General features: G+C 67.4%; 17 protein-coding genes. 7 read left to right on the forward strand and 10 right to left on the reverse strand.

Going from position 1 to position 15,598, the window contains the following annotated elements; translation table 11 throughout:
* Nucleotides 1-396: 396 nt before the first annotated feature.
* The 3 genes from ACFVWG_RS27670 to ACFVWG_RS27680 all read right to left on the reverse strand — a co-directional run bounded on the left by ACFVWG_RS27670 (nucleotide 397) and on the right by ACFVWG_RS27680 (nucleotide 2,416).
* Nucleotides 397-1,716, reverse strand: coding sequence for a serine hydrolase domain-containing protein (locus ACFVWG_RS27670; protein ID WP_391546339.1), 1,320 nt, complete (start codon nucleotides 1,714-1,716; stop codon nucleotides 397-399).
* Between the two features lie 48 nt (nucleotides 1,717-1,764).
* The gene (locus ACFVWG_RS27675) at nucleotides 1,765-1,986 is read right to left on the reverse strand and encodes a hypothetical protein (RefSeq protein ID WP_391546340.1); all 222 of its coding nucleotides are present in this window, start codon (nucleotides 1,984-1,986) and stop codon (nucleotides 1,765-1,767) included.
* Between the two features lie 76 nt (nucleotides 1,987-2,062).
* Nucleotides 2,063-2,416 (reverse strand): XRE family transcriptional regulator, encoded by a 354-nt coding sequence (locus ACFVWG_RS27680; protein ID WP_391546341.1) that lies wholly within the window; start codon nucleotides 2,414-2,416, stop codon nucleotides 2,063-2,065.
* Between the two features lie 141 nt (nucleotides 2,417-2,557).
* Here ACFVWG_RS27680 and ACFVWG_RS27685 point away from each other — a divergent pair, with 141 nt between their 5' ends.
* On the forward strand, nucleotides 2,558-2,854 hold the full coding sequence (locus ACFVWG_RS27685) for a hypothetical protein (protein ID WP_391546342.1): 297 nt from the start codon (nucleotides 2,558-2,560) through the stop codon (nucleotides 2,852-2,854).
* 56 nt (nucleotides 2,855-2,910) lie between these two features.
* On the opposite strand, the gene ACFVWG_RS27690 is transcribed toward ACFVWG_RS27685, so the two are convergent.
* Both ACFVWG_RS27690 and ACFVWG_RS27695 read right to left on the reverse strand, forming a co-directional pair.
* Nucleotides 2,911-3,897, reverse strand: coding sequence for a hypothetical protein (locus tag ACFVWG_RS27690; RefSeq protein ID WP_391546343.1), 987 nt, complete (start codon nucleotides 3,895-3,897; stop codon nucleotides 2,911-2,913).
* Between the two features lie 495 nt (nucleotides 3,898-4,392).
* Entirely contained in the window at nucleotides 4,393-5,022 is a 630-nt protein-coding gene (locus ACFVWG_RS27695; protein WP_132406442.1) for a hypothetical protein, read from the reverse strand.
* Between the two features lie 199 nt (nucleotides 5,023-5,221).
* On the opposite strand from ACFVWG_RS27695, the gene ACFVWG_RS27700 reads away from it, so the two are divergent.
* Both ACFVWG_RS27700 and ACFVWG_RS27705 read left to right on the forward strand, forming a co-directional pair.
* The gene (locus ACFVWG_RS27700; protein ID WP_391546344.1) at nucleotides 5,222-6,046 is read left to right on the forward strand and encodes an aldo/keto reductase; all 825 of its coding nucleotides are present in this window, start codon (nucleotides 5,222-5,224) and stop codon (nucleotides 6,044-6,046) included.
* Nucleotides 6,047-6,119: 73 nt separating this feature from the next.
* Nucleotides 6,120-6,542, forward strand: a complete 423-nt coding sequence (locus tag ACFVWG_RS27705) for a hypothetical protein (protein WP_391546345.1) — start codon at nucleotides 6,120-6,122, stop codon at nucleotides 6,540-6,542.
* On the opposite strand, the gene ACFVWG_RS27710 is transcribed toward ACFVWG_RS27705, so the two are convergent.
* Complete coding sequence (locus tag ACFVWG_RS27710; RefSeq protein WP_391546346.1) at nucleotides 6,532-7,314, reverse strand: amidohydrolase family protein; 783 nt, start codon at nucleotides 7,312-7,314, stop codon at nucleotides 6,532-6,534. The genes ACFVWG_RS27705 and ACFVWG_RS27710 overlap by 11 nt on opposite strands.
* Nucleotides 7,315-7,405: 91 nt before the next feature.
* Between ACFVWG_RS27710 and ACFVWG_RS27715 the strand changes: the two genes are divergently transcribed.
* Entirely contained in the window at nucleotides 7,406-7,756 is a 351-nt protein-coding gene (locus ACFVWG_RS27715; protein WP_391546347.1) for a MerR family transcriptional regulator, read from the forward strand.
* A gap of 63 nt (nucleotides 7,757-7,819) precedes the next feature.
* Here ACFVWG_RS27715 and ACFVWG_RS27720 read toward each other — a convergent pair whose 3' ends face one another.
* Both ACFVWG_RS27720 and nrdR read right to left on the reverse strand, forming a co-directional pair.
* Entirely contained in the window at nucleotides 7,820-10,735 is a 2,916-nt protein-coding gene (locus ACFVWG_RS27720; protein WP_391546348.1) for a vitamin B12-dependent ribonucleotide reductase, read from the reverse strand.
* Nucleotides 10,736-10,884: 149 nt separating this feature from the next.
* Nucleotides 10,885-11,379, reverse strand: coding sequence for a transcriptional regulator NrdR (gene nrdR / locus ACFVWG_RS27725; protein ID WP_355467557.1), 495 nt, complete (start codon nucleotides 11,377-11,379; stop codon nucleotides 10,885-10,887).
* Nucleotides 11,380-11,728: 349 nt separating this feature from the next.
* On the opposite strand from nrdR, the gene ACFVWG_RS27730 reads away from it, so the two are divergent.
* Nucleotides 11,729-12,679 carry a nucleoside hydrolase gene (locus ACFVWG_RS27730; RefSeq protein ID WP_391546349.1) on the forward strand — a complete coding sequence of 317 codons (951 nt, stop codon included), beginning with the start codon at nucleotides 11,729-11,731 and terminating at the stop codon, nucleotides 12,677-12,679.
* Here the strand turns inward: ACFVWG_RS27730 and ACFVWG_RS27735 are convergent.
* Nucleotides 12,672-13,271: a TetR/AcrR family transcriptional regulator gene (locus ACFVWG_RS27735; protein WP_391546350.1), complete on the reverse strand. Its 600-nt coding sequence runs from the start codon at nucleotides 13,269-13,271 to the stop codon at nucleotides 12,672-12,674. The genes ACFVWG_RS27730 and ACFVWG_RS27735 overlap by 8 nt on opposite strands.
* Before the next feature lie 77 nt (nucleotides 13,272-13,348).
* Between ACFVWG_RS27735 and ACFVWG_RS27740 the strand changes: the two genes are divergently transcribed.
* Entirely contained in the window at nucleotides 13,349-13,942 is a 594-nt protein-coding gene (locus tag ACFVWG_RS27740) for a GNAT family N-acetyltransferase (RefSeq protein WP_391546351.1), read from the forward strand.
* Here ACFVWG_RS27740 and ACFVWG_RS27745 read toward each other — a convergent pair.
* On the reverse strand, nucleotides 13,902-14,447 hold the full coding sequence (locus ACFVWG_RS27745) for a LysM peptidoglycan-binding domain-containing protein (protein WP_391546352.1): 546 nt from the start codon (nucleotides 14,445-14,447) through the stop codon (nucleotides 13,902-13,904). The genes ACFVWG_RS27740 and ACFVWG_RS27745 overlap by 41 nt on opposite strands.
* 363 nt (nucleotides 14,448-14,810) lie before the next feature.
* Here ACFVWG_RS27745 and lexA point away from each other — a divergent pair, with 363 nt between their 5' ends.
* Entirely contained in the window at nucleotides 14,811-15,590 is a 780-nt protein-coding gene (lexA, locus tag ACFVWG_RS27750; RefSeq protein WP_391546353.1) for a transcriptional repressor LexA, read from the forward strand.
* The last annotated feature ends 8 nt before the right edge of the window (nucleotides 15,591-15,598 follow it).

The following is a 15,598-nucleotide window of genomic DNA, read 5'->3' on the forward strand; positions in this document are numbered from 1 at the left end:
CGCAGCCGAACCTTTCGATTCAAGCTTCCGGGGCAACCCGCCAAACATTACTGTTTCGATTCCAGCCGGTCAAATCGGCCGATTTCGTCCCAGTCTCCCCGTGTTTCAGCGGCCGACCCGGGTCCGAAGACCACGATCCGGCTGCGAAAGCCTTAGAGGAGGGTCAGGAGGTCCGGCCGCTTCCGCGTCCTGCACTCGCTCCCAACAAGAAGAACAATACTGATGTTCACCGTCCAGATGCAAATCGGGGTCTTGCAGCTTGCCGGACCCCTGACATCGAGCTTACTGAGCCGCCCGGCAGACGCCTCTCGGCGAGTGGCCGCTCGTAGCGGCGATGGTTGAGGCCCGGGGGTCTTGTACCGGACGGCACCAGGTGTAACCGGGCCGGTCCGCCGGCTATTCCCGCACGCAGTCGAGCTCGAAACCAGCCTGCTCGAAGACCAGCCGCCCGTCCCGCAGCTCCAGCTGAGCCTGGGTGCTCGAGGCCATGAAGCGCGTCGGTGAGAGCGCGATGAATCGCAGCGGCGGCTGCCCCGCGAACGTGACCAACAGGCCACTCCCCCACGGCTGCACCGCGAGGCGCGTCCGATCCCCCAGCCGATAGTCACCGGCGAGCTCCGCCAGCACCTCTGCGGACGGGGGCTCGAACAACTCAGCCGTGGGCCGATAGTTCTCCCACCCGTACGCCGATGCCGCGGTGGCGAACGCTCGGAGGGAGAGCCGGTTGCCGGCATCGGAGTTCGTCATCACGGCAGCGCCGTACCCGGTCGTCCGATCGACCAGCAGGTTGCAGCGGAACCCTAGGTTCCCGCCGCTGTGCCCGAACAACTGACCGGATGCGCTGAGGAACGGGCCGATCCCGACATGGGTCAGCCCCGCAATCGGCGGGTCTATCTGGATCACCGGCGTCAGCATCTGCCGCGCGAGCTCCGGTGACAGGAGCGCGCCGTGGGCGCCGGCGTACGACTGCTGAACTCCGATACCGAACCTGGCCAGATCAGTCGGGGTGGTCCACAACCCTGCTGCGGCCAGCTCTGGGTACAGGTGCCAACCGCCGTCGACCGGGTCGCCCGCCTCCCCGTGGCCGGTGGCCGCTCTCCCCGCAAGTTCCGACGGGAGTGGTTGGGCGTAGGCGCTGTCGGACATCCCCAATGGCTCGAGAACCAGCTCACGCATCAGATCAGGGAACGGCGTACCGGTCACGTCTTCGAGCAGTTGCTGCATGACCGTCGTACCGCCGCCTGAGTAGGCGAACTGCACACCTGGGATTCGCTCGACGCGTGGTCCGGCCGTGTTGCTCGGCTCGGTGCCGGTCAGGATCTCGACAGTTGTCGGCAGCGGCGCATCCCGGTGGTAGCCCGGGAACCCCGGAGTCGTGAGACCAGCGCTGTGGCTCGCCAACTGCCGCAACGTCACGACAGGCTGCCAGCCTCGGGTCGACGGCACCTGCCACGACTTGAGCCGGTCGTTCACGTTTTCGTCCAGCTCGAGCAACCCGCGATCCACGAGCCGCAGCATCGCGAGCGCCGCCACCGGTTTGCTGATCGAAGCGGCCTGGAACAGAGTCCCCGGCTCGACCGCCGCCGGCTTGCCTGTCTCGAGGACACCGACAGTGCCAGTGGAGGTGATCTCCCCGTTCTCGATCACCGCCCAGCTGACACCGGGAACCCCCAGTTCCTCGCGATCCGCTTCGATCCCGTCCCGCAGTACGTCCACGTTCCCCCTCCTCGGCGCCTCACCGAAGACGCTACGTCGGATCGGGGGCTACCTCGACGGCTTCGGCGCGGTGCAGTCGATCTTCGGGTTGGCACCGATGTAGTTCAGCGGGCCGGCGACGACGGTGAGGAGCGTCGTCCCAACCTTTGCGCAGGTCGCGTCGGAGCCGGAGAAGTAGCTCCGTTGCGCTGCCGCGGCCAGGCCGATCAGCAACCACACGACCACGATGACGGCGAGCGTCCGTGATCTCGATGCAGTGCGAGTACTCATGTCCCCTCCTGGGTTTGGGCGAACCCCCGTATGGAACGCCTCCCCAGTGCCCGCTCGCATGCGCCTGAAAACGTTCTCAGTGCGTCGGCGACTGCTGTGGGTCGGCCGGCTGCAGGCGGGCCAGGACGCGAGCGAGGTCACCGATGGCGGTGTTGAGCTGCGTCAGCGCCGCCGGGTCGATCGGGAGCGGCTGCTGATCGAGGCCGAGGTTCGCGGTGAACCTCAGTCTCGCGTCGGGCGCCGCATCCCGCAGCGAGGTGTCGAGCGCCTCCTGCAGTTGCGGGCTCGGCACCATCTCCGGTCTCTCGCGCCATTTCGTGACCGTGCGTGGTGCGATGCCGAGGTGCTCGGCGAAGGCCTCGTTGGTCAGCCGCAACGCCGCGCGCAAGGCATTCGCATGCCGGCCGGTCCATTCGTCGATGACTGTCATCGGTCTCACTCTCCTGGGGCGTCGATCACTCCTTGCAATCAGACTACGGCGATCGGGTGACCGCCGGAGTGCCTAATTTGTGCCCTGTGGATACCGGTTGAGTTCCTGGTGGGGTCAACGGCCGGCGCGTTGACTTGGGGCATGGACGAGATCAGCGGTAGGACCGCGACGCTGCCGCGGAGATCTTCGCGGCGGCGTCATCTGAAGGTGGCCAGCCAGGCAGGACCGCGCTGTTTCCAGCTCGTGCGCCACGTCGACGTCTCCGGCATCAGTGGGACGGGCGTCGTCGCCGAGGGAGTCGAGTGGACCGACGGCTCGGTGGCTCTGCACTGGGGCGGCCGCTTCCCGACCACCACGGTCTGGGCGGACGGCATCGACGCGCTCCTGACGATCCACGGCCACAACGGCTCCACCACGATCCGCTGGCTGGACGAATGAGCCACCACCGACCCCGGTGCGGCGGGTTCCCCTGGCAGACGGCCCGCCGCGCCGGCCTAATCCGAGTAGAACTCCTCGCGATACTCCTCGCGAGGCTCCTCGGGAGGCTTCGTTCCGTTGCGGCCGGCCCGCCCCTCGACCGCTCGAGGCGCCGTCCCGTTCACTCTCGCCGGCCGCTCGGCCGCGTCTGCGTCAGGTGTGAGCAGGTCGTCAACGGCCGCAGTGAATTCCAGTTCGGCGCGGGTCGGTTTCGGCTGTTTGATCGCCTCGGCCGAGGTCCGGCGTACCGGCAGGTCGTTGGCTGCCTCGGACAGCTCGGCGAGGGTGTCGAGCAGGCCGAGCGCGTTCTCGACATCACCAGGGTGATTGGCGAGCCACCAGACTGCGGCCGACCCCGGCGTCGCAAAGACGTCGTCTTTCAGGTAGGCGCGCTTGTCCTGCTCCATCCGGCGCTCGATCAAGGTCGTCTGTTCGAGGCGGTGCAGCGCCGCAAGGTGCTGAAGATGCTTATGGTCCGCATCGGGCAGCCGCAACCGCACCTCGGTCGCCCAGCAACGCACCTGTCCCTTGTCATCCAAAGCTGGCTCACCAAGGGTCGCCGCGAGGTGCTGCTGGTTCAGCGCCTCCTCCGTCACCTGCAATTGAACGGCCAGCGCCCGAGCCCGCTTCAGCAACGCATCCACAGCCACCGCCCCGAGGTCGGCATGCCGCGACCCCGACAGCACCGTCGACCACTGCACGATCGCCGAGAAGCTGAACTGGAAATCAGCCGAAGCAGACGGCAACCGCACATCGACAACAGTCCGCGTCGGCGGCCCGGTGAACACCGGATCCGGCAGTACGACGGGCGCCGGTGCAGCCTGCTTCACCTGTACGACGGCCTTGGGCGGCTCGGGCTGCTTCCACACCACGGCAAGCAACACCAGCAGCACGACGCTGAGCACAACACCCGCCCAAGTCGGCAAGCCCACGATCAGCGAGACGACGTACAGCACCACAACAATCGCGGCGGCCGTCAGAAGAGAGTTCCGATGGAGCTTCATGGTGGCGTTCCTTCACCGCGTCGGGCGGAAGACAGCAGGCCGACCAATGCGCACCGAACGGCTCCCCGTCGTCACGCCGCCCGGGCCACCGGCAACCCAGACCACGGGCCCCGTCTCACGACAAGCCCTCCAAAAGTCTCACATGCATCACCGACCGTAGCCGCCCGACGCGTGTCGTCCCTCCAGACCTCATCACCCGTCCTTCCCAGGTCCTCCAGACCCTCTCCGCTGCACCCGTCGCCGCTCACGCTGCAGACATCTGGGGTGCGCGTTGAGATTTGGGCGTCCGGCCGACTCCCTCCACACGGCCGGACGCCCAACGTTCCGACGCTCAACAGCCAGCACCCGCTCCCCCGCCCGCCGCTCTTCCCACGAAGGCCGGCCCCAGTCCCTCGGTGGACAGCGAAGGCGAGTTCGCACCCCCGAGACCGAGTGCCCGGCCACCAGCACCGCCGGCCGGGCACTCACCCCTTCGGTCGAGCGGGTGTAGCTGCGTCAGCCGGTGAGGGAGCGGAGGGCTCGGCGGGAGGGGGTGAGGAGGACGGGTTTGTAGGGGCAGCGGGCGTCGGTGAGGGTTTCGTAGGCGCTGATGGCACGGTTGGCGGCGTCCCAGCCTTGTTCGGCGGGGGTGCGGCCGAGGCCGCGGTTGCGGACGAGGGCGCCGTAGAAGGCGGAGCAGAAGACGGTGGCTTCGTACCAGCCGACGACGGTGCTGGTGCCGATGTAGGTGATGTCGTCCTGGAGGCAGTCGCGGATGGCGCGCTGCCATTTGCCGATGCCGGTTTTGCAGCCGTCGGCGATGACCACGCCGCTGGAGATGCCCCACTGGCGGTCGAGGAACCAGTCGGCCAGGGAGCGCAGGGAGACCTGGGTGCGGCCGTCGGTGGACAGGAAGGACGGCTCCTCGCTGTGGTCACCGTGTGCCATCACGTGCAGGACCGTCGAGGGGGTGGTCAGGGCGGAGAAGGCGGTCTCGTGGTCGCGGGTGCGGACGAAGTTCACGTCGATGACGGGCTCGTCCCAGCCGGCGTTGATGTTGCCGGTGATGCCCTGGACGAAGGTCATCGAGGCGTCGAACGAGCTGTCGAGTCCGAGGTCGACCAGAGTGATCAGCCGATTGCGCATTCGCCCACCCTCCAACGCCTTTCGTTCCCCACGGATGCCCATCATGCACCTCGGGTCCGACAATTCGCGCCCCGGATACGGGTACTGAGACACCGGCCCGGCCGTACGGCGTACGGCCGGATCCGGGCCGGGTGCGGCGGTGGGAGCAGAGGGTGTTCGGCGTACCGTGGCCGGAGACTCGCTGCCGAGGAGGAGATCGATGACGAAGGTCCCGACGGTCACATTGAGTAACGGAACGGCGATGCCGCGGATCGGGCTCGGTACATCGCCGATGAACGACGCGGACGCCGAGCGAGCGGTGAATCACGCGCTTGAACTCGGCTACCGGCTGATCGACACGGCCGAGAACTACCGCAACGAGACCGGTGTCGGCCGGGCCCTGCGGCAGGTACCGCGCGACGAACTGTTCGTGACGTCGAAGTTCAACAAGGCCTGGCACAGCGTCGAGGGAGTGCGGACGGCGTTCGAGGCGAGCGCGGAGAAGCTCGGCGTCGATTACCTCGATCTGTTCCTGATCCACTGGCCGAATCCGGACCAGGATCAGTACGTCGACGCGTGGCGAGGACTGATCGCGCTGCGTGAGGCCGGGCTCGTCAAAGCCATCGGTACGTCGAACTTCAAGCCGACCCATCTGCAGCGGCTGATCGACGAGACCGGCGTCGCCCCGGAGGTCAACCAGATCCAGCTGAGCCCGGTCTGGGCGAAGGGGGCCGAGCGCGGGTTCCACGCCAAGCACGGGATCGTCACCGAAGCGTGGAGCCCACTGGGTAAGGGCACCGACCTCCTGGACAACCCGGTGCTCCAGGACATCGCGAAGGCACACGGCCGCACCCCGGGCCAGGTCGTCCTGCGGTGGGAGTCGCAACAGGACGTCGTACCGATCCCGAAGTCCGCAGACCGCGGTCGCCTCGCGGAGAACCTGGCGATCTTCGACTTCGATCTGACCGCCGACCAGCTCGCTGCGCTGAGCGCGCTGGACGGAACGGCGAAGGCCGCGGCGGACTCGGATCGGTTCGGCCACTAGAGCCGTCGGGAGCGCTCCCAGTAGGACGTCCTATGATCTGCGTTCCGATCTCACGACGACTGGGAGCCGCTCCATGTCCTTCTCCGTCAGACGCGCCGCCGCCGGACTTACCGCCGGGCTGCTGGCCACCACAGTGCTTACGGGCACACCGGCGTACGCGAACACTCCGGCGAACTGCTATCACAATCCGTCGAAGGAGTTGGCCAACTCCCGGCTCAGCGCGGCCATCTACTGCACCGATGGTGAATGGCTGGGAGTCCACGACGACCAGGCCGACGGGTACAGCGCCCGGGCCGCCATCCAGCTCTACCAGAGCCAGGTCGGCTTCTGGTACGACGCGCACGAGTGCTTCGACGACACCACTGTCGCCGACTACCAGGGCTGGTCTTTCTGCAACTTCTCGGTACCTGACGGCACCCTGGTCCGCATCCGCCTCTGGTCCTCGCGCAACGGCGTCGAGTCCTACCCGGTCGTGACCGGCTCCTTCACAACCTGAGGAGTTCTGCGAGGTTCTCGCCCAGGATGCGGTCGCGGAGCGGCCCCGATTCGGTGACGCGTTCGATGGTGGCGCGCGCCAGCCAGGGATCGCCGTACGGCGCGTCCGAGCCGAACAGCACGCGGTCGGGGAGTTCGGCGATGGCTAGGCGGATGGCGAAGATGATGTTGGCCGTGGACGTCTCCAAGTAGAGGTTGGGGACGTCGCGGGCAAGCTCGATCGCCGGCAGCCAGTTGAGTCCGCCGAGCTGGCTGATGACGAGCGGTACGGACGGGTGGCGTCGGGCGAGCGCCGCCAGCGTCTCTAGATCGGCGACGGTCGGTCCGTGGCCGTGGACGACCACGGGCAGGCCGCCGTGGTCCGCGGCCGCGGCGAGAGCCGGCTCGACGCGGGCTGCCTGGCCTGGTGGTGGGGTCAGTTCGCCGATGCCGCGGTACCCCCGCCGTACCAACTCCGTTTCGACCACCGTGGCGATCTGCTCGGGTGAGAGCTCGAGGTCGACCTTGCCGAAGCCGATGAAGCGGTCCGGGAAGGCTGCGATCGCCGCATCCACCTCGTCCCACGCAAGCCGGTACGCCGTCGCGCCGGTCGACCGGCCGCTGACGGTGTCGGCCAACACGCTCAACTCGTGCCGGAGGCTCGCCACATCAGTGGCCCGCTCGGGATGCGGGCGGGTGCCGAAGACGACGGTGCGATCCACACCGGCCTCATCGAGTAGGGCAACGTGGCTGTCGACGGGATCGTGGACATGACTGTGGGCATCGAGAATCAACGCAACACTCCTGGTTCGCAGCGGAATGGACCGGTACCGAACCAGGGTTGAACGTTGGCATGGTGTCAGGGTCAAGCCGAGCGGAGCAGACATGTTGATCGGCCAGCTGGCCAGGCAAACCGAGACCAGCGAGCGGCTGCTCCGGTACTACGAGCGCGTCGGCCTGCTCACGTCACAACGGCAGGCCAACGGCTATCGCGAGTACGACGACTCCGCCGTACAGACTGTTCGTCAGATTCGTGCTCTGCTCGCGTCCGGCCTGTCGACCGCGCTGATCAAGCAGGTGCTCCCCTGCGCTGCGAACGACGGATCGCTGCGCCCGTGTCCCGGCGTACTGGAGAAGTTGCGCAGCAGGCTGCAGCAGTTAGACGAGCGAGCGCATGAGCTCGCCCTGGCGCGGCAGACCCTGCAGCAGGCCATCACCACCACCGAACGGGCCTAGACGCACCGCGGCCCCCGGGGGAAGTGGGAAGTTCCCGGGGGCCGGAGTGCGTTCACTTGTGGGTCAGCTGCAGCCGGAGGTGCTGCCGCAGCCTTCGCAGACGTAGCAGGAACCGCTGGGGCGCATCTTGGTACCGCAGGTGAAGCAGAGCGGGGCATCGACCGACGTACCGGTGATGAGCTCGAACATCTCGGCGGTGGTGCGGACCTCAGTGGTGTCGACCGGCTTGGCCGCCGCCGCGTCGGCCGGCTTGTCGGCGGCCTCGGTGACCTCGGCGATCGGCTCGACGGCCTTCAGGGACTCGGCCTCGGAGATCTCTACCGGGGCCGGCTCGTAGGAGCCGGTGTCGAGCTGACGGGAGCGCTCTTCGGCGGAGTAGATGCCGAGGGCCGCGCGCTCGTCGAAGGGCAGGTAATCCAGAGCAAGCCGACGAAAGATGTAGTCCATGATCGACTGCGCCATCCGGACGTCCGGGTCGTCGGTCAGACCGGCGGGCTCGAACTTCAGGTTGGTGAACTTCTGCACGTAGGTCTCCAGCGGTACGCCGTGCTGGAGGGCGATCGAGATCGCGATCGAGAAGGCGTCCATCACGCCGGCCAGGGTCGAGCCCTGCTTGCCCATCTTGAGGAAGACCTCGCCGAGGCCGTCGTCGGGGTAGGAGCCCGCCGTCATGTAGCCCTCGGCGCCACCGACCGCGAACGACGTGGTCCGCGACGGCCGCGACTTCGGCAGGCGCTTGCGGGTCGGCCGGTACTCGATGACCTTCTCGACGATCTTCTCGGCGGCGGCAGCCTCGCTGGCGATCGCCGCGGCGGCCGCGTCCGACGTCTTCTTCGACTTCGCGTCGGCCAGCGGCTGACCGACCTTGCAGTTGTCGCGGTAGACGGCCAGCGCCTTCAGGCCGAGCTTCCAGCCCTGGAAGTAGACGTCGGCGATCTCCTCGACCGTCGCGGTCTCCGGCAGGTTCACCGTCTTCGAGATCGCGCCGGACAGGAACGGCTGGGCCGCCGCCATCATCCGCACGTGACCCATCGGCTTGATCGCGCGCTCACCCATCGCGGTGTCGAAGATCTCGTAGTGCTCGGTCTTCAGACCCGGTGCGTCGACGACGTGACCGTTCTCCGAGATGTACTCGACGATCGCCTCGATCGTCTCCTCGGTGTAGCCGTACTGCCGCAGTGCCCGCGGGACCGTCTGGTTGACGATCTGCATCGACCCGCCGCCGACCAGCTTCTTGAACTTGACCAGCGAGAAGTCCGGCTCGATGCCGGTGGTGTCGCAGTCCATCATGAAGCCGATGGTCCCGGTCGGGGCCAGCACCGAGGCCTGCGCGTTGCGCCAGCCGTTCTTCGCGCCGATCTTCAGCACGCCCTCCCACGCCTCGGTGGCGTGCTTGTGGACGTCCTTGTCGATCTCGTGCACCGAGCGGATCGCGTCGTTGGCCGCGGCGTGCTTGCGCATCACCCGGGTGTGGGCTTCCTTGTTCCGCTCGAAGCCGTCGTACGCACCGACGACCCCGGCCAGCTCGGCCGACCGCCGGTACGACGTGCCTGTCATCAGCGACGTGATAGCGCCCGCCAGTGCGCGACCCCCGTCGGAGTCGTAGGCATGGCCCGTCGCCATCAGCAACGCACCGAGGTTCGCGTAACCGATGCCCAGCTGCCGGTAGGCGCGGGTGGTCTCACCGATCGGCTCGGTCGGGAAGTCGGCGAAGCAGATCGAGATGTCCATCGCGGTGATGATCAGCTCGACGGCCTTGACGAACTTCTCCGAGTCGAACAGGTCGTCGTCGCGGAGGAACTTCATCAGGTTCAGCGACGCGAGGTTGCAGGAGGAGTTGTCCAGGTGCATGTACTCCGAGCACGGGTTGGACGCGGTGATCCGGCCCGTCTCCGGGGTGGTGTGCCAGTCGTTGATGGTGTCGTCGTACTGCAGACCCGGGTCGGCGCAGGCCCACGCGGCGTGCGAGATCTTGTCGAACAGCTCGCGCGCGTCGACGGACTCGATGATCGAGTTGTCCAGCCGCGCCCGCAGCCCGAACTCGCCCTTGTCCTCGACCGCGCGCATGAACTCGTCGGTGACCCGGACGGAGTTGTTCGCGTTCTGGTACTGGACCGAGGTGATGTCGCGGCCGCCGAGGTCCATGTCGAACCCGGCGTCACGCAGGACGCGGATCTTGTCCTCCTCGCGCATCTTGGTCTCGACGAACTCCTCGATGTCGGGGTGGTCGACGTCCAGCACGACCATCTTGGCCGCCCGCCGGGTGGCGCCACCGGACTTGATCGTCCCGGCGCTCGCGTCGGCACCGCGCATGAAGGAGACCGGGCCGGAGGCCGTCCCGCCGGACGACTGCAGGAGCTCCTTGGAGGAGCGGATCCGGGACAGGTTCAGGCCGGCGCCGGAGCCGCCCTTGAAGATCAGCCCCTCTTCCTTGTACCAGTTCAGGATCGAGTCCATCGAGTCGTCGACGGCCAGGATGAAGCAGGCCGAGACCTGCTGCGGCGACGAGGTGCCGACGTTGAACCAGACCGGCGAGTTGAAGCTGAAGTACTGGTGCAGGAGCATCCAGGTGAGCTCGTGCTCGAAGACCTCGGCGTCGGCCGGGGTGGTGAAGTACCCGTGCTCCTCACCGGCCTTGCGGTAGGTCTTGACGACGCGGTCCAGCAGCTGGCGCAGGCTCCACTCGCGGTTGTCGTGACCGACCGCACCACGGAAGTACTTGGTGGTGACGATGGTGGACGCGTTCACGCTCCAGTAGTCGGGGAACTCCACCCCGCGCTGCTCGAAGACGGTCTCGCCGGTCTTCCAGTTCTGCTGTACGACGTCGCGGCGCTCCCACGTCACCTCGTCGTACGGATGTACGCCTTCGGTGGTGAAAATGCGCTCGATGGTGAGCCCCGCCGGCGCGTTCTTACGCCCGCGGAACCCGGCCGGCGACCTCTTGGTCGACCCCGAGTGGCCGGTCACCGTCTCTGTCATTTGTGCTCCTCGCAATTTCGCTCGCCCTGCCGCGGCCTGCCCGGGACCGCCCCGTTTGGTACTGCGTCAACGCCGTACCGGCCGTTGTGTTACTGGTGTTGCTCTGTTGCTACCTTCCCCGCCCCACCGCCCCGGACGGGTCCCCCGATTTATGTCTGCTGGGTCGGTGTCAGCGGCGGCGGCTCGGTGCCCTCGGGCTCCTTCTCCGCGCGCAGCAGGGCGATCTCGGTCTCGAAATCGTCCGCCGACTCGAACTGCCGGTACACACTGGCGAACCGCAGGTAAGCCACCTCGTCGAGCTCCCGCAGCGGCCCGAGGATGGCCAGGCCGACCTCGTGCGCGGGAACCTCCGGCGAACCGCTCGCCTTCAGGGCGTCCTCGACCTTCTGTCCCAGCCGGGACAGCGCGTCCGCGCCGACGGGCCGGCCCTTGCAGGCCTTGCTCACGCCGTTGACGACCTTCTCCCGGCTGAACGGCTCGGTCGCGCCGGAGCGCTTCACGACGGTCAGCTGCATCTGCTCGACGGTGGTGAACCGCTTCTCGCAGACCGGGCACTGGCGCCGGCGGCGGATCGCTCCGCCGTCCTCGGCCACCCGGCTGTCGACCACGCGGGAATCGGTGTGCCGGCAATACGGACAGTGCACGGCGAATCACTCCTCCCGTAGGCCGCCTGCTGGGCGGGTCTGTGGATCGATCTGGGGACAACCTGTGTATGGCCTGTGGGTAACCAAACACTACCTGTGGAAAATTACACCCGTGTAACCACTACATCTAGGGATGCTAGTCCTCGCCTCCGACAGTTTGCAAGAACGGCCAGATCTCGCGCGCGTCGCTTCGGAGTCGGTCTCACCCCTCATGGATTCCAACACTCGCGCGGGCCTGTGTAGTCCCGCGTGGCGTCACCGAAAGCGCCCCGGACGGGTGCACACTGCGACACTTCCCGACACCCTCCCCGGCGGTTCAGCGGTGCGGGCGATGGGCGAGGATGGGGTCATGAAACCGGTGATCCTGGACGTCGACACCGGGCTGGACGACGCTTGCGCGCTGCTGCTCGCCGCCCGCCACCCGGAACTCGATCTCCGCGCCGTCACCTGCGTCGGCGGAAACGTCGGCCTGGACGACGTCGTGATCAACACCCTGACCGTCCTGGAGGCCGCCGGCCGGACCGACGTACCGGTGGCTCGTGGAGCCGCGCTGCCGTTGCTGCAGTTACCGGTGACCGCGCAACACGTCCACGGCATGGACGGCCTTGGCGACCTGGACTGGCCGCGTTCCACCCGCGAGCCGTCTCCTACGCCGGCCGTCGAGCTTCTCCGCGAAACCCTGCAGGATGCCGCTGCGAAGGGGGCGCCGATCACGCTGATCCCGCTCGCACCGATGACGAACATCGCCCTGCTGCTGCGCACCTACCCCGAGGCGGCGGCCGGGCTGCGCGAGATCGTGTTCATGGGCGGCGGGGGCGGCATCGGAAACGTGACCGCGTCGGCCGAGTTCAACGTATGGACCGACCCCGAGGCGGCTGCCATCGTGCTTGCGGCCGCCGCGGAGCTCGACGTACCGGTGACGATGTACGGACTCGATGTGTTCTACGACGTGGTGGTGACGCTTGAGCAGGCACGTGAGTTGGGCGGATCGCCGTCGGCTGATCTCGCCCGCAAGCTGATCGAGAAGCGCACCGAACTGTACGGCGACGGCGGTGCGAGCATCGGCGACGGCGGTGCCGTGTGTGCGGTGATCGATCCGGACGGGCTCACGACGCAGCGCCTCCCGGTGCGCGTTGAGCTGGCCGGAAGCTGGTCCCGCGGCCGGACGATCGTGGACACACGGGACTGGGCGATCGATCGGAGCACCGATCCGCACGGCGTGTCACCGACCATGGTTGCGGTGGCGACGGCTGTGGACGCTTCCCGGTACGCCGAGCTGTGGCTGGACGCGGTCAGGTAGTCAGCTCGACCAGGCGGGCTTTCAGGCCGGCCAGGAAGAGGCTCAGGCCGTCGTCGAACAGGTCCGTGTCGATGGTCGTATCGGCGACGACTGCGGCCAGAGTCCAGCGGGCGGTGACTTCGAAGAGCTGTCGCGCCTGCGGATCCGGTACGCCGAGACGTTCCAGCGACTCGATCTGCGCCCGGATCAGCGCAGCCCGGGAGCCGTCGCCGCGGTCGCGGGCCGGGGTAGCAGTCGCCTGGATCAGGCCGGCCAGCCCGGGGTGGTCGGCATAGAACGCGCGGATCTCCAGCGAGCCGGTCCGGGTGAGGTCGAGCCATTCGTCGATGGTGGCGAGATTCTCGTACGCCGTTTCGTCGGCCGCGAACTCGTCGAAGGCGTTCCGGGCGACCAGGTCGAGGAGGTCGGCCTTGTTGTGCACGTGGTGATAGAGGGTCGGGGCGCGCACACCCAGCCGCTCGGCCACCCCACGCATTGTCAGCCCGTCGACACCCACGGCCCGGATGATCGCCAACGCGGCGTCGGTGATCGCCGAGACGGTAATCCCGACCGCAGCATGCGAGGAGACCGTTCGAGCAGATTTCTTGGGCACGGGAACCTCGTTGTGGGGTTCGGGAGGACGAGTTAGTGTCTAACACTGTTAGACAGACTACTCGTGAGGACGGCGCTGTGAGCGGATTGCACCCTGCTTATCCCCTGCGGACCGAGCGGCTGGAGCTGCGGCCGCATCGGATTGAGGATCTTGACGACCTACTGGCGTTTCACTCAGACCCGGAGATCGTGCGCTACGTGCCGTGGCCGGTGCGGGACCGGGAGCAGACTCGGGTGGCGCTGGAGGCGAAGCTCACGCAGGACCGCCTGACCGAAGCAGGTCAATGGCTGGTGCTGGCGATCGAGTTGCGCGAGACGGGCACTGTGATCGGCGAGGTGCTGCTGAAGTGGGCCAGCGAGGCGAATCAGCAGGGTGAACTCGGCTATGCGCTGCACGCCGGCTATCACGGCAAGGGACTCGCCTCGGAGGCTGCGCAGGAGATGCTGCGGCTGGGGTTCGAGGAGCTCGGGCTGCATCGGATCGTCGCCGTCCTGGACGATCGGAATACGGCGTCCGCGCAACTACTCGAACGGCTCGGGATGCGCCGCGAGGCCCATCATCTGCAGGCTTTGTGGTTCAAGGACGAGTGGTGCAACGAATTCGTCTACGCCCTCTTGAAGGACGAGTGGATCAGCGCGCGATCGGGATCTGCAGCGTCTGACCGGGGGTGATGTCGGCGGGGCCGGAGAGTTTGTTGACGTCGGCAATCTTCTCGACGACGGTCGCCGTGTCGAGACCAGGGTTGGTGTCCTGAGCGATCGACCACAGGCTCTGCCCCGGCTGCACCTGGACCGGGACCGTGCTGCTGAAGTCCGGGCCGGAGTCGAGCACACCGGCGATCCGCAGGCCGAGCACGGCGATGGCGGAGCCGAAGACCAGCACCGACACGAACGAGACCAGCATCCGGCCGCGCCTGGTCAGCCGCAGCGACGGCGCCCCGAGCTCATGCGCGCGGCGCAGTTGCTGAGTGCGGACGACCTGCCGGAGGGCGGGCGGCTCGGCGACGTGGCGACCGAGCACCTCACCGGCGCAGCCCCGGATCGGGAGCGGCTCGGTGGTGCTGCCGGGGATCCGGCGGCGGCGCGGTGCCCCCTGGGGAGCGGGCGCAACCTCGGGTGCCAACTCAGGTGCCAGCCGACCGGCCACTGCATCCGCCGCGAGTGCCGCTGTGCTCATCAGATCCTCCAGACCACGTTGTTCGCTGTGATTCCTTGTCTACCGGTGGCCTCCGACAGTTTCTGCTGAGACCATCAGGCGAACACCTGTTCGATCGAACGCCTGTACGAATGATTAACCCATCGCCCCTGCGGACGCAACTACTTCCAACGCCGACACGCCAGGAGAATTCCCGCCCTATAACCCGACACACGAACAAACGTGCGAACCGACACGCCTTCGAACAGATGTTTGAAGAATCTCAGGATTCGGTCTACGGTCATCTCAGTCGAGCCTGATCGCGGCGGTGCGGTGGGGCTCGGACCGAACACAGCTTTGGCCGGCGTCTTTCCGCGTCGGCCCGACCAGAGGAGCGGATCACCGATGGCCAGGACGCCGAGCGGTTCCAGCAAGAACGAGGACCGCGCCGCGGCTGCCGCCGGCGCGGCGAACCGGGTGAGCGAGCTGCCCGACGGGCCGGCCGACGCGACCGGGCTGACGCCGCGGCAGCGGCGGGTGCTGGACGTCATCCGCGACTCGGTGGACAGCCGCGGCTACCCGCCCTCGATGCGTGAGATCGGCGAGAAGGTCGGACTGACCAGCTCGTCGTCGGTGTCGCACCAGCTGCGGGTGCTCGAGCAGAAGGGCCTGCTGCGCCGCGACCCGAACCGGCCGCGCGCGATCGAGGTCCGCTACCCCGGCGAGGTCGACGCCGCCGCGCGACGCAGTGCGCTCGGCTCGGTGCGCCAGACCGCGTACGACGAGACCGGGGCCGGCGACGCGCACCCGGACGCGGTCTACGTGCCGGTGGTCGGCCAGATCGCCGCCGGTAACCCGATCCTGGCCGAGCAGGAGGTCGAAGAGGTCTTCCCGTTGCCCAAGGCAATGGTCGGCGAGGGCACGCTGTTCATGCTGAAGGTCAAGGGTGAGTCGATGATCGACATCGCCATCTGCGACGGCGACTGGGTGGTCGTCCGGCAGGAGCAGACCGCGGAGAACGGGGACATCGTCGCCGCCATGATCGACGGCGAGGCGACCGTGAAGACGTTCAAGAAGACCAAGTCCGAGATCTGGCTGATGCCGCACAACCCGGCGTTCGAGCCGATCGACGGCAAGGACGCGGTGATCCTCGGAAAGGTCGTAACAGTTCTGCGCCGAGTCTGACATCTCAG

It is taken from the genome of Kribbella sp. NPDC058245 (assembly GCF_042882005.1).
Lineage (GTDB): Bacteria > Actinomycetota > Actinomycetes > Propionibacteriales > Kribbellaceae > Kribbella.